The organism is Bacillus sp. HY001, assembly GCF_007558965.1.
Classification (GTDB): domain Bacteria; phylum Bacillota; class Bacilli; order Bacillales; family Bacillaceae_G; genus Bacillus_A; species Bacillus_A mobilis.
The window spans coordinates 173,038-185,763 of the sequence record NZ_VLTE01000005.1 but is presented as its reverse complement, the minus strand read 5'-3'; the positions used below and the strand labels follow the sequence as shown (position 1 = coordinate 185,763).

The following is a 12,726-nucleotide window of genomic DNA, read 5'->3' as shown; positions in this document are numbered from 1 at the left end:
AAAATTCAGCGGAAGCAAAGAAGTTAGGTGGGGGTCAACTGCCCGTAAAAGCCCGATTGGTTCAACTAATAATCAGTGGGGGATGAACAAAACACCCACTGATTAAAGTTTCACTTTATGCCTAAATGTTTTCTTTTCTCTTATTTATATAGTGGAAGGAGGCGGAAAAGATGGAAGAGTGGATCAGGATGGTAGGTAATGTAGGTTTTCCAATTGTTGTAACATTATATTTACTTCATCGTATTGAAAGCAAATTAGATGGGGTAATTGTTGCGATCGAGAAACTCCCTAAACAATTACTAAAGTAGGAAGGTCCTCACGATAGAAAGTAAAATAAAGTTTGCTCTTCGGGAGCAAACTTTATTTTTATCCCGCTTTAATGGGCAGTAAGACCCCCACCTCAAAATGCAGCGAAAGCAAAGAAGTTAGGTGGGGGTCGGGCTGCCCATTAAAGTCCGATTGGTGAGGGCTGATTAAAGTTTCACTTTATTGAGCAGTATAACCACCATCGATAACGACAGCTTGACCAGTTATACCTTTCGCCTTTTCGCTCGCTAAAAACATAGCATAATCAGCGATTTCTTGTACTTGCAATAAGCGTTTTTGTGGTACAAGTGGATAAATAACATCTTCTAAAACATTTTCAAGTGGTACATTTCGTGTAGTCGCTAAATCTTGTAGTTGATTACGTACAAGAGGGGTATCCACATAACCAGGGCAAAGCGCATTAACGGTAATCCCGTGAGTAGCGCCTTCTAAAGCGGCGACTTTTGTTAATCCAATTACGCCATGTTTTGCGCTATTGTAGGCTGATTTCCCTGCAAATCCAACGAGGCCATTAATGGAGGCTACATTAATAATTCGGCCATACTTTTGTTTTTTCATAATTGGGAAGGCATACTTAATTGCGATAAAAGGAGCGATTTGCATAATTTTAATAAGTTGTTCAAACTTTTCGGTTGGAAAATCTTCAATTGGTGAAACGTGCTGCATTCCTGCGTTATTAATTAATATATGTAATGAACCGAAATGATTAACCGTTTGAGAAATTGCAGCTGTAATTTCTTCTTCAGATGTAACATCACATTTTAAACCGATAGCTTGATAGCCTTCTTTTTGTAATTGGTCAGCAGCTTCTTTTGCACGTTCTTCAAGACGATCGGTAATCACAACTTTTGCACCTTCTTTTGCAAAAGCGTTTCCCATTTCATAACCAATACCACTTGCAGCACCTGTTAAAAAGACAACACGATTTGTAACCATGGTGAAAAACATCCCTTCGTAATAAAGTTCTCATATTGCTCTATTTAGAGGGCGGATAATAAAATTCCTGCAAAGATTTGGAAAAATATTGTTAGCTATCTTGTTTTGCAAAATAGTCTCTGCTATACTATTTTGTAAAGCAAGATACTTACGCTTATCTATCTTGTAAAACAAGATAGTGGGAGGATTTGAATTATGTCGACAAGTCAAATGCTAAAAGGGATTTTAGAAGGATGCTTACTTGCTATTATTTCTGAAGGTGAAATATACGGTTATGAAATGAGTGAAAAGCTAGCGAAGTATGGCTTTACAATGGCGAGTGAGGGAAGTATTTATCCGTTATTAATACGAATGCAAAAGGAAGGATTAATAACAAGTGTAATGAAGGAATCCCCATCTGGCCCAAAGCGAAAATATTATACATTAACAGAAAAAGGCGAGGAAGCACTTAATGAATTTATGGATCGCTGGGAAGCGATGCAAAGTAGTGTAGAGCGTCTACTTGAGGGGAAGGGGAGCAAAAAATAATGCTATCAAATGAAGCACGAAAGTTTTTATTAGATATGAGATTATTTTTAGTGGCAAAGGGTGTGAAAGAAAGCGATATTGAAAATTTTATAGAAGATGCAGAACTTCATTTAATCGAGGGTGAGAGTGATGGGAAAAGTGTAGAAGATATTTTTGGAAACTCACCGAAAGAATATACAAATGAACTTGTAAAAGTAATGGAAAAGGATAGACAGGAAACGTGGAAGCAAATTGGTTTTACAGTAATGAATATCGTATCGTTTTGGATCATTGCTTCTATCTTAATAGTGAATAACGGAATGTTACAGATATCAATTATTCAGTGCGTGGGGTATAGTTTGTCATTGATTTTAGTTGTTATGGGCCCTAATTTTCTACTCCGTAAAATGACCTTCGTAACAAGTTTTACAAAAACGTGGTTTTCTATGTGGTTTTTAGTTATGATTGCGCCAATGTTTTTAATAGGAGTTGTTACGATATTAGATGTGATCTATCCTACAAAAATGTTTACATTCACCCAAACGCAAAGTTATATATTAGCTGGAGCTATTTTTATTATTACAATAGCAATAAATATATATTTTGAAGGATGGTTTAAAAACTTATATTTAATCATTCCACTTTCAATTATGTTACTGTTTAAAACATTTACTTCGGAAGATCTCATGCCAATGTTATTTCAAATTATATGCTTATACGGAAGTTTGTTTATTTTAATTTTCCTTGAAATTATGCTGAAGACGAATAGAAGAGAAGCGGTTAAATAAGGGAGGGGTTATCATGCAGATTTCTAAAGAAGGAGAAAAGTTTTTAATCGATACGAAAGTGTATTTAATAACAAAAGGAATGAAAGAAGAAGATGTGGACGCCTTTCTAGAAGATGCAGAACTTCATTTAATAGAAGGCGAGAAAGAGGGAAAGACGGTAAGCGATATATTCGGTGATTCACCAAAAGAGTATGCGGAAGAATTAGCGAAAGAGATGGAGAAGGATAAAGGCGGGAGTATAAAGAGTATTTTAGGAATGATTATTGGTATTGGTGGATATTGGCTACTAACTAATATATTATTCGAAAATCCTAATCATGAATTTACATTAACAAATGTACAGTTGATTGGGTATCCAATTGTTTTAATGATTACGATTGTAGGAATTATATTTGCTTTTAAGATGTCATCATTTAAGAGCAAAATAAAAGAATTTAGCATCATTTATGTAGCAGCTTTGCTACCAATCTTATTACTAGTATTATTAATGTTTATGAATAAATGGTACGGGACGCCTGTATTACAATTAACGACTATACAAAGTTATATACTAGCTGGGTTTATCTTGTTAGTACTGTTAATTGGGGAAGCGTACATACTGGGGTGGATTGGAATATTGGCTGTTATCGTACCACTATTAATTATGTTTGTATTTAAAGAATTAGGGAAGCAAAACCCATATTGGGGAATCTTAGAGCCGTTACTTCTGTACGGAAGTTTATATGTATTAATGCGATGGTCTTTGAAAAATGAGGAGAAAAAGACTGTAAGTTAGTTTTATATTAATAGTGAACGAACTGAATTTTTTTATTAAGAGGGGAACAAACATACAAAGTATATTTCTAGTTATATTGTCTATTATATTTTTAGGTTTAACGATTTTTTGGCTGTATACTACTTTTTCGAAAAAGGTACACGATGATTATTTCGATACTTTATTAGATGACACATCGGGTTATGTTTTGTTCCTTGGTTTAATAGGAAAAAGGCTGCTCTGGATATACAAAAAATTATTTCCAAAGAAATACTATATTTTGATTTTTAGAGGGATTCGGTTTAGGTGTATAGTGTATCCTTTGCAGCCGTACTTTCGTTTGTTAATTGGAATAAGTTGTTTTAAACAGTAACATGACGGTTACTGTTTTTTTCTTTGTAATAAAGAACTTTGTAAAGAGAGTGTTTTTTGTTCGTTCGTTAATAGGGACTGAATATGGACATTTTCAGGGTGCGGGACTATTGGATACATAAGATTTGATGGAGAAGGATGATGCTCCGAGCCAGTTGGGGAATGAGGATCTGCGTGAGTAAGTTTTCCATGAATACGTCTTGTAAATAAAATATGACCGATTTCATGAGCGAGCGTATATATATTTTTCATAGGAGCAGCCGAATTTGTTAAAACGATATAACCAGTAAGTTGCTGTTGTTTTGCTAAAGAGTAAGCGCAGGCAATTACTGCTGTTTCTTTGAAATAATCACTGCCAATATAACAAATGTAAAGGTCGCATTCAGGAGCTTCATTTACACACGTTTGGAAAAAGGATGCTAATTTTTCCTGACTTTGAATAGAATTTTTATAACTAATTTCACGGTCAGAAAAACGAAAAAGTTCATTTAAAATAATTACGTCTTTAATTTGAAATGTAATCGGGTGCCAAATTGACTCTGCAACTGCTAAATCTTTTGCGATACGGTCATCAGAAATATCGGCGCCTGGAGTAATGCAAATACATATATTGACGTATGGATCCATAAGGAACACCTCAACTGAAAAAATTCTTCTTATAATATATGTTAGGAAAAGACCCGATGTATGGATAAACGCCTTGTTTATTACAAGTCGAAAAAATTTCATAGTTCTATAACGTAGTGTGATCATCTTTTTGATATAGTAAAGAAAAGGGGGAGAATATATGTATACATTAAAAATCGTTTCAGACAGAGAAGCTTTTTATCAATTTGCAAGTTATGTAAGAGTTGTACAAGGGGTGGAAGATGTATATGTAGAGGTGGGAGAACCTTTATATGAACATCCGTTGATGAAGTTTTATGTACATATTAAGCTGGAGGAAACATATGAGCAACATAAAGCGTTACAAGAAATAGCAAGATTAGTAGAGTTAGGACGTTTTACATATGTTCATTATCGTAATGATGAAATTGAAGAAGCTTTTGAAGCTGTAAAATATGAAAGTTTTAAGAAATAAGGATGAAAAAAGGGAGGCGAAAGCTTCCTTTTTTTTCTTGGAAATTACATCAACAAAAGGAGAAAAATTTTGTTATGATAAGGGAGGGTGAGGAAAGGAGAGTTTACATAATGGGGTATATTGAAGAGTTACGCAAAGTCGTTGGGACAAGACCACTTATTCTCGTTGGATCAGCAATAATTATACTAAATGATAATCAAGAAGTATTGCTTCAATATCGTTCAGATACATATGATTGGGGTGTACCTGGCGGTGCGATGGAACTAGGAGAAACGACAGAAGAAACTGCTCGCCGAGAATTATTCGAGGAGACGGGATTAACTGCAAAAATAATGCAATTTCTAGGTGTCTTATCAGGAAAAGAAGTATATTTCCGTTATCCTAATGGGGATGAAATTTTTAATGTTATTCATCTGTATCAGGGGCATCATGTGAGTGGAGAATTAAGGCTTGATCATGAGGGATTGAAGCTTCAATATTTTCAGGTAGATAAGTTACCAAAATTGAATGAAACGACAGAGAAAATTTTACAAAAATTTTTATATGCATTAACAGAATAGAAGGTTAATTCCTTCTATTTTTATTATATTAAATATTTTGATTTTTTAGTATGTTTATAGTATGATAGATGTAGACATACATCTTATGGAATTTCACCTAAAAACTGACTAGGGTACATAAGAGAGGGGCAAGTGCAAAATGCATAATGTTGTTATTACAGCTGCAGTTCGTTCGCCAATTGGAACTTTTGGAGGAGCGCTAAAAAATGTAACGCCAGTAGAATTAGCGGTTCCTGTACTTCAGGAAGCTGTAAAACGGGGCGGGGTAGAACCACACGAAGTTGATGAAGTAATTTTAGGTCATTGTATTCAAAGAACTGATGAAGCAAATACTGCAAGAACAGCTGCATTAGCGGCAGGATTTCCTGACACAGTTACGGGTTATACAATCCAACGCCAATGTTCTTCAGGTATGCAAGCAATTATGTCAGCTGCAATGCAAATTCAATTAGGTGTAAGTGATGTTGTTATTGCAGGTGGAGTAGAAGCAATGAGTTCAAGCCCTTATGCATTAAAACAGCACCGCTGGGGACAACGTCTACAGCACGGAGAAATTCGTGATACGGTGTGGGAAGTACTAGAAGATCCGATTCACCATATTATGATGGGTGAAACAGCTGAAAATCTAGTTGACCAATATGAAATTACAAGAGAGGAACAAGATGAAGTTGCGCTTCGTAGTCATACATTGGCACTGCAAGCAATTGAGTCTGGATACTTTGACGATCAAATTGTTCCTATTACGATAAAAGAACGTAGAAAAGAAATAGTATTTTCGAAGGATGAACATCCACGTGCAGATATTACAGCGGAAAAATTAGCAGGATTAAAACCAGCTTTCCGTAAAGACGGATCAGTAACGGCAGGGAATGCATCTGGCCTGAATGATGGAAGTGCGGTTCTAGTATTAATGAGCGAAGAAAAAGCGAAAGAAAAAGGCTTACAACCGTTAGTTAGAATTGTTGGATATTCAGTAGCTGGAGTAGATCCGAAAATTATGGGTATTGGACCAGCACCAGCAATTCGTAAAGGATTAGAAAAAGTAGATTGGTCATTAGAAGATGCAGATTTACTTGAAATTAATGAAGCTTTCGCGGCTCAATACCTAGCTGTAGAGAAAGAATTAGGTTTAGACCGTGAAAAAGTGAATGTAAACGGTAGTGGTGTAGGACTTGGACATCCAATCGGTTGTACAGGAGCTCGTATTACGGTAAGTTTAATTCATGAATTGAAGAGACGTGGTTTAGAAAAAGGAATTGCCTCTCTATGCGTTGGCGGCGGTATTGGGGTAGCATTATTTATAGAAGCACTATAAAAAAGAAGCAGCGCTTGCTGCTTCTTTTTTACGATTCAAATAGATGCTGGAATAGTCGATCACGGTTTTCAAAGAAAAGTTTTGTTGTTTGGTAATGCTCAGTGTCTTCTAAGGCGGATTCATGAATCCCTTCTTGTGTTAAAGAGTATATAGTGGATTCAGGGTAAGCCATTAAAATAGGAGAATGCGTCGCGATAACAAATTGTGAACCTTGTTCCGCTAGTTCGTGCATTCGAATGAGCATGGAAAGTTGTCTCATTGGTGATAAAGCGGCCTCAGGCTCATCTAAAATGTATAAACCTTGTCCTGAAAAACGATGCATAAATAAGGAGAAAAATGATTCACCGTGTGATTGGTTGTGTAGTGAGGTGCCGCCATATGAGTCAATAACTGGATTTCCACGTGCGTATGGATCGGCATCCATTTCATCAATATAAGAAGCAACGTTATAAAATGATTCAGCGCGAAGAAAGAAACCATCACTTGGTGTATTGAAACTTTTGGAAATGCGAAGGTATTCATGTAAAGATGAATGTGAATCGTTTGTGCTAAAGCGGAAATTTTTCGTTCCACCTTCTGCATTAAATCCTAAAGCGATTGCAATCGCTTCGAGTAATGTTGATTTACCCGTTCCGTTTTCTCCAATAATGAATGTTACATTTGGGTGGAAAGCTAGAGATTGTAATGTTCGGATAGCGGGTAGACAGTAAGGATATGCAGAAAAACTAGAGATATTTTCTTTTTTTAATGTGACATTTTTTAAAAAGGGTACGTCAATCAATATATAAACCTCAATTCATAACGGATTTTGATTCTAAAAAAGTAGCAAATACAAGGGTAAGACAACTTGCAAATAGTATTGTATATTGAAGTGCGCCAAAGCCAAGACCTTCCCAGCCGAAAGTCATTCTCTTCCATATGAAAATAAAAAGAACGCTTATAAAACCAACGAGAGCAGGCATATATTTTATAATTTTTAAGTGCTTCCACAGAAAAAAGCCGATGTATGTAAGTACAAAGAAGATAAGCAGAATGAGAAAAAAGACAAGTGTTAATGACACGTGAACCCCTCCTTATTTTCTGAATATTTCATGTGGATTATAACATGTAAACTACCATATTCCAATGTGAAAATAAATATTGCATCAAGATCAATTCTCTCGTTATGATAGATGGTATCCTATTGAAGATTTGAAAAGGAGTTAAAACATGCCGTTTACATTTGCACATCCAGCAGCAATTCTTCCTTTGGTGAAAAAGCGTTCTCAATATATTTCAGTAACGGCTCTTATATTAGGGAGTATGGCGCCTGATTTTGAATATTTTTTACACTTTAGACCGTATGGTGTTATTGGCCATACATGGCTTGGGTTCTTATATTTAAATTTACCTCTTGTATTTTTACTCGCATACATATATCATTACATTTTAAAAAAGCCGTTTATAACACATTTACCTAAACCGTTTGCTGGCTACTATACATATGCAGTAGATGAGAGGTGGGGGCTTCATACATGGAAGGATTTCTTTGTATTTTGCTATTCCGCTTTATTTGGTATGCTCACGCATGTCGTTTGGGATGCGTTTACTCATCATACAGGCTACTTCGTTATGAAAATAGCATTGTTACAAAGAGAATTACATAGTATTCCAGTGTATAAATACATGCAACATGGAAGTACATGTGTAGGTTTATTATTACTATTATACGTACTATGGAAGTATAAAGATGAAACAGGGAAAGATATTATGATAGCTTCAGAAAAAAGGAAGTATTGGGTTTCGTCAATCAATGTCGCAGCTCTAGTATTTATCGTTCACGCGTTTATAGATCCCTATTTTCATATTTTCCAAATAGGAGGTATAATAGTATCTGGACTGACAAGTTCATTTTGTGGACTTCTCATTGTTTCTATAGTTTACAAAGCAAGGGACTAATTTACATTACTGAATGATAGTGTTAGGAGAAATTATATGATGAAAGCATGGAAAAGTATTTTTGTTTTATGTAGTTTTCTTCTTATGTTAAGTGGTTGCTTCCATCAAGAAGAAAAGAAAGCTGAACCGAAGAAGAAAGAATCTATTCCTGAAACAAAAGAATATGGTGGGCGTGAGCTGAAAAAAGTAGGACAAAAAGTGAAAGAAACAGGATGGGGTACTTTTAAATTAGAACAGATTCATCCTGTGAATCAAACATTTGAAGTAGCACCAATGAAAATTCACGTACAAGATGTGAAAGTAATCTCTTTATCGCAGATGAGTAAAGATGCAAAAAATACATTAAAAGTATATACGGCATTAACTCCTGAAGAAGTAAAGCGTAGATTAGGAGATAAAGTAAGTCAAGAAGATGCGGAGTTATATGCATCGATCAGTGGTACTGAGATTAGTGATACGATTCGTTACGTTGAAATTACATATAAGGTGGAAAATAGCGGGAATAAAAATATGCAATTTTTCTCTATGAATGATGTTACGATTAATGATAAGCAACATTTTAAAGTAGCAACTCAAAACTTTTTATATGATGAAGATACGCTCGTTGGTACAAAAAATGTATCAAGAGAAGACTATAAGCCTGGTGAAACAAGAGATGGTATTATCGGCTTAATACTTGATGATGGAAAAGAAAAGGTAAAGGATATTAAGTTTACAACAGATAATGTAATCGCAGCAGATACAGAAACGCAAGATGTTGTAAAAGAGCCACAAACTTTTAACATCTCACTTTCTGAGTAAGAGTGTTTTAAAAATATGTAAGAAAAAACAGTCAGCGCTTAAACAACTATGCTGACTGTTTTTTCTGTTCTTTTATGTATGAATCTACACTTTGAAAAGGTACCTTAATTTTAAACGCATCTTTTTGTTCATTAAATTGCTTTTCATTATAGGGGCCAAACCGTTTATTATGCTTTACGTCGATAATCCAATAATGCTCACTTTTTTTATTTGCAATTGCCCCGTCAGGGTTATTCGGATCTGATTTTTCCTCAATTTGTTTTGCAATAATGTATTTATCATCCCAAGCTATGTCTGTAAGTTTTGCAGGAATGTATTGTGTGGCATATACAGCATCTTGCGATGGGAAAAGTTCAAATGCATTTCCAGAAGTACGTATGAGTTCGTATTCATCGTTAATCGTATAAGTTATATGATTTGTATTTCCAGCACAACCGGCTAATAGGAATGCGACGAATAGGATTATCCATTTTTTCAATATGGGAACCTCCTTTATAATGCTGTTGTAACACATTGTACAAGAAAAGTAAGAGAAACGCTAGTTTACAATGTTTTTTAGAAGTGGTACGATGAGACGGGTAAAGAAGGATATGAAGGAGTCGACATAAAATGAAGTTAAAGATGCATCGTCCAGCGCTTGTAATGAATCGCATAGGTGCTTCCCTAATTGACATGTTTTTAATCTCGGTTATGTATGGCGCAGTAGTAGCTATTATGACCGGAAATTATAGTGCTATTTTTAATCGCTTTAATATTAGTTTTGGTGATTATAGATATGATCTCGCAGTAGTTTTTATATTAATGGCGATATATTTTATTTTGGTACCCTTTATTTGGAACGGTGTTACACTTGGTAAAAAGGTAACGAGAATAAAATTAATTTCATTGAAGAGTGAAAAATTAACAATACAAACATTAATTATAAGATTTTTTGTATTGTTATTACCGAACATATTGCTACTTGGAATTCCGATATTATGTAACGTATATATGATGTTATTCCGCAAAGATAATTGTGGTTTTCAAGATTTAATTACAAAAACAAAAGTGATAAGTCTTGTATAATAAAACAGAGACCTTTTTATACTTAAAATAAGAGGGTCTTTTTTTATCTCGCTTTAATGGACAGTAAGCCCCCATCTCAAAATTCAGCGAAAGCAAAGAAGTTAGGTGGGGATCAACTGTCCATAAAAGTCCGATTGGTGAGGGCTGATAATCAGTGGTGGGTGAAGAAAACCCCCACTGATTAAAGTTTCACTTTATTATTCAAATATATTTTAAAGGATATATAATAAGAAAAAGTTAATCCATATCATTTTTGGTTTTAATAGATTGAAAATTAAGAAAATGTTATAATAATTAAAATAATATCTTTATATAATAAGGGGGAAATTGAAATGACTGGAGGTAGCGTAATCTTTTGGGGGATTTTAATTTTCATCGGTTTAGTTTTTGATCAGCGTAATAGTAAGAAAAAAGAAGGAACAAAAAAGTAATCGCTTACAAACAAATAAGCAACTTTTCTTGCTTGCAGACTAATCTCATAAAGCAGTATACTGAATAACGGTAAGACTTATAGAAGGGGTAATGAAAATGAAGCTTGCAGGAAAAGTTGCTATCGTAACTGGCGGTGGCATCGGTATTGGACGTAATACAGCTCTTTTGTTGGCTAAACAAGGCGCAAAAGTAATTGTGACGGACATTGATCAAGAAAGTGGACAAGCAACAGTGGAGGAAATTACGAATCTAGGCGGAGAAGCCCTTTTTGTATCCTATGATATGGAAAAGCAAGGAGATTGGCAACGCGTTATCAGTATTACTTTGAATGCATTCAGTCGCATTGATATGCTTTTTCAAAATGCTGGTTTATATAAAATAGATTCTATTTTTTCTCGCCAACAAGAGAACGATTCCAATGTACTTTGTATTAATGACGTTTGGATAGAGATAAAACAATTAACGTCATCTTTTATGAAACAGCAAGAAGAAGTGGTGCTGAGTGACTTACCGATTTTCGGTATTATTGGCACGAAAGGACAATCATTTCATACAGTAGAAGCCCTCGTATAATAATGAAAACCGCCCTCAAAATATGTGGACGGTTTTTTTGTATGTTATATAGGGAAAAATTATTTTTAACGGATACGTTGTTCCGTTTGACTATCAAAGAAATGCGCTTTATTCATATCAAATGCTAGTTTAATTTCGTCACCAGGTGAAAATGTATGTCTTGCATCAACACGTGCTGCAAAATCTTGATCTCCAAGTTTCATATATAAAATAGATTCAGCACCAAGTAACTCAGCAACTTCGATTTTTGTTTTGAAAGTAGTAGATTGAGAAGCTTCTAAAAATAAGAGTTCATCATGAATGTCTTCAGGGCGAATGCCTAAAACAATTTCCTTATTCACATAGCCTTGTTCACGTAACATCTTCATTTTTCCTTCAGATACTTTGACCTTTATTGTATTGTCTATAACGAAATCGTTTTCAGTTAATTTACCACGGAAGAAATTCATCGCTGGAGAGCCGATAAATCCACCAACGAAGATATTTTCAGGTGTTTCATATACTTCTTTTGGAGTTCCGATTTGTTGAATCTTTCCGTCTTTCATAACAACAAGGCGTGAAGCCATTGTCATTGCTTCTGTTTGATCATGTGTTACGTAAATTGTTGTCGTTCCAAGACGATGGTGTAATTTAGAAATTTCTGAGCGCATTGCAACACGTAATTTAGCGTCTAAGTTGGATAAAGGCTCATCCATTAAGAAAACTTTCGCGTCTCGAACAATTGCTCTACCTAACGCAACACGTTGACGTTGTCCACCAGATAATGCTTTCGGTTTTCTATCTAAATATTGTTCCAGTCCTAAAATTTTTGCTGCATCTTTCACACGACGATCGATTTCATCTTTTGGTATTTTTCTAAGTTTTAATCCAAATGCCATATTATCATACACACTCATATGTGGATATAGAGCATAGTTTTGGAAGACCATTGCGATATCGCGATCTTTTGGAGGGACATCATTCATTAGCTTACCATCAATTGAAAACTCTCCTTTTGAAATATCTTCAAGCCCAGCCACCATTCGTAATGTTGTAGATTTTCCGCATCCAGAAGGACCGACAAATACGATAAACTCTTTATCTTGAATGTGTAAATTGAAGTCTGTTACAGCCGTTACGTTATTATCATATATTTTATAAATGTTTTCTAATTTCAGTTCTGCCATGGTATTTCCCCCTAGAAATAATTATGCAAACGTTTTCTTTGAGTTCATTATAAACTAATAGATTTAAAAAATAAACAAAAAAATAAAACGTTTTCATTTATTGGAGGAATA

The 12,726-nt window shown here is 34.8% G+C and carries 18 protein-coding genes and 1 pseudogene; 13 read left to right on the top strand and 6 right to left on the bottom strand.

All coding sequences use genetic code 11. The annotated features are described in order from the left end of the window. The first annotated feature begins 170 nt into the window (after positions 1-170). Positions 171-308, top strand: a complete 138-nt coding sequence (locus FOT98_RS03595) for a YvrJ family protein (protein ID WP_000393345.1) — start codon at positions 171-173, stop codon at positions 306-308. A gap of 178 nt (positions 309-486) precedes the next feature. On the opposite strand, the gene FOT98_RS03590 is transcribed toward FOT98_RS03595, so the two are convergent. Next, a complete protein-coding gene (locus FOT98_RS03590; protein WP_063263330.1) occupies positions 487-1,263 on the bottom strand; it encodes a 3-hydroxybutyrate dehydrogenase in 777 nt (258 codons plus the stop codon). Between the two features lie 195 nt (positions 1,264-1,458). Here FOT98_RS03590 and FOT98_RS03585 point away from each other — a divergent pair, with 195 nt between their 5' ends. The 4 genes and pseudogenes from FOT98_RS03585 (at position 1,459) to FOT98_RS03570 (ending at position 3,678) form a co-directional block, all read left to right on the top strand. Then, on the top strand, positions 1,459-1,791 hold the full coding sequence (locus tag FOT98_RS03585; protein ID WP_063263329.1) for a PadR family transcriptional regulator: 333 nt from the start codon (positions 1,459-1,461) through the stop codon (positions 1,789-1,791). Then, complete coding sequence (locus FOT98_RS03580) at positions 1,791-2,558, top strand: DUF1129 domain-containing protein (RefSeq protein WP_063263328.1); 768 nt, start codon at positions 1,791-1,793, stop codon at positions 2,556-2,558. Before FOT98_RS03585 ends, FOT98_RS03580 begins: the two co-directional genes overlap by 1 nt. A 13-nt stretch (positions 2,559-2,571) precedes the next feature. After that, positions 2,572-3,333: a DUF1129 domain-containing protein gene (locus FOT98_RS03575; RefSeq protein ID WP_063263327.1), complete on the top strand. Its 762-nt coding sequence runs from the start codon at positions 2,572-2,574 to the stop codon at positions 3,331-3,333. 52 nt (positions 3,334-3,385) lie between these two features. Beyond that, positions 3,386-3,678 (top strand): annotated as a pseudogene (locus tag FOT98_RS03570) (DNA-binding protein). Positions 3,679-3,693: 15 nt separating this feature from the next. On the opposite strand, the gene FOT98_RS03565 reads toward FOT98_RS03570, so the two are convergent. Beyond that, positions 3,694-4,311 carry an ImmA/IrrE family metallo-endopeptidase gene (locus FOT98_RS03565; protein WP_061680444.1) on the bottom strand — a complete coding sequence of 206 codons (618 nt, stop codon included), beginning with the start codon at positions 4,309-4,311 and terminating at the stop codon, positions 3,694-3,696. Between the two features lie 160 nt (positions 4,312-4,471). Here FOT98_RS03565 and FOT98_RS03560 point away from each other — a divergent pair, with 160 nt between their 5' ends. The 3 genes from FOT98_RS03560 to FOT98_RS03550 all read left to right on the top strand — a co-directional run bounded on the left by FOT98_RS03560 (position 4,472) and on the right by FOT98_RS03550 (position 6,640). After that, the gene (locus FOT98_RS03560; protein WP_063263326.1) at positions 4,472-4,765 is read left to right on the top strand and encodes a DUF3928 family protein; all 294 of its coding nucleotides are present in this window, start codon (positions 4,472-4,474) and stop codon (positions 4,763-4,765) included. A gap of 110 nt (positions 4,766-4,875) precedes the next feature. Beyond that, the gene (locus FOT98_RS03555) at positions 4,876-5,325 is read left to right on the top strand and encodes an NUDIX hydrolase (protein WP_063263325.1); all 450 of its coding nucleotides are present in this window, start codon (positions 4,876-4,878) and stop codon (positions 5,323-5,325) included. Positions 5,326-5,464: 139 nt separating this feature from the next. Beyond that, on the top strand, positions 5,465-6,640 hold the full coding sequence (locus tag FOT98_RS03550; protein WP_063263324.1) for an acetyl-CoA C-acetyltransferase: 1,176 nt from the start codon (positions 5,465-5,467) through the stop codon (positions 6,638-6,640). A gap of 28 nt (positions 6,641-6,668) precedes the next feature. On the opposite strand, the gene FOT98_RS03545 is transcribed toward FOT98_RS03550, so the two are convergent. Together FOT98_RS03545 and FOT98_RS03540 are read right to left on the bottom strand one after the other, a co-directional pair. Beyond that, positions 6,669-7,421, bottom strand: coding sequence for an AAA family ATPase (locus FOT98_RS03545; RefSeq protein WP_061680447.1), 753 nt, complete (start codon positions 7,419-7,421; stop codon positions 6,669-6,671). Between the two features lie 10 nt (positions 7,422-7,431). After that, entirely contained in the window at positions 7,432-7,701 is a 270-nt protein-coding gene (locus FOT98_RS03540) for a hypothetical protein (protein ID WP_063263323.1), read from the bottom strand. A 148-nt stretch (positions 7,702-7,849) separates the two neighbouring features. Here FOT98_RS03540 and FOT98_RS03535 point away from each other — a divergent pair, with 148 nt between their 5' ends. Beyond that, positions 7,850-8,578 carry a DUF4184 family protein gene (locus FOT98_RS03535; protein WP_063263322.1) on the top strand — a complete coding sequence of 243 codons (729 nt, stop codon included), beginning with the start codon at positions 7,850-7,852 and terminating at the stop codon, positions 8,576-8,578. A gap of 36 nt (positions 8,579-8,614) precedes the next feature. Continuing rightward, positions 8,615-9,379 carry a hypothetical protein gene (locus tag FOT98_RS03530; RefSeq protein WP_063263321.1) on the top strand — a complete coding sequence of 255 codons (765 nt, stop codon included), beginning with the start codon at positions 8,615-8,617 and terminating at the stop codon, positions 9,377-9,379. 46 nt (positions 9,380-9,425) lie between these two features. Here FOT98_RS03530 and FOT98_RS03525 read toward each other — a convergent pair whose 3' ends face one another. Next, the gene (locus FOT98_RS03525; RefSeq protein ID WP_000758776.1) at positions 9,426-9,857 is read right to left on the bottom strand and encodes a DUF3997 domain-containing protein; all 432 of its coding nucleotides are present in this window, start codon (positions 9,855-9,857) and stop codon (positions 9,426-9,428) included. Positions 9,858-9,988: 131 nt separating this feature from the next. Between FOT98_RS03525 and FOT98_RS03520 the strand changes: the two genes are divergently transcribed. The 3 genes from FOT98_RS03520 to FOT98_RS03510 all read left to right on the top strand — a co-directional run bounded on the left by FOT98_RS03520 (position 9,989) and on the right by FOT98_RS03510 (position 11,449). After that, positions 9,989-10,444: an RDD family protein gene (locus FOT98_RS03520; protein WP_063263320.1), complete on the top strand. Its 456-nt coding sequence runs from the start codon at positions 9,989-9,991 to the stop codon at positions 10,442-10,444. Positions 10,445-10,776: 332 nt separating this feature from the next. Further along, a complete protein-coding gene (locus FOT98_RS03515) occupies positions 10,777-10,875 on the top strand; it encodes a hypothetical protein (protein ID WP_063263319.1) in 99 nt (32 codons plus the stop codon). Between the two features lie 64 nt (positions 10,876-10,939). Beyond that, on the top strand, positions 10,940-11,449 hold the full coding sequence (locus tag FOT98_RS03510; RefSeq protein WP_000218416.1) for an SDR family NAD(P)-dependent oxidoreductase: 510 nt from the start codon (positions 10,940-10,942) through the stop codon (positions 11,447-11,449). Positions 11,450-11,514: 65 nt separating this feature from the next. On the opposite strand, the gene FOT98_RS03505 is transcribed toward FOT98_RS03510, so the two are convergent. Next, on the bottom strand, positions 11,515-12,615 hold the full coding sequence (locus tag FOT98_RS03505) for an ABC transporter ATP-binding protein (protein ID WP_071721308.1): 1,101 nt from the start codon (positions 12,613-12,615) through the stop codon (positions 11,515-11,517). Between the last annotated feature and the right edge of the window lie 111 nt (positions 12,616-12,726).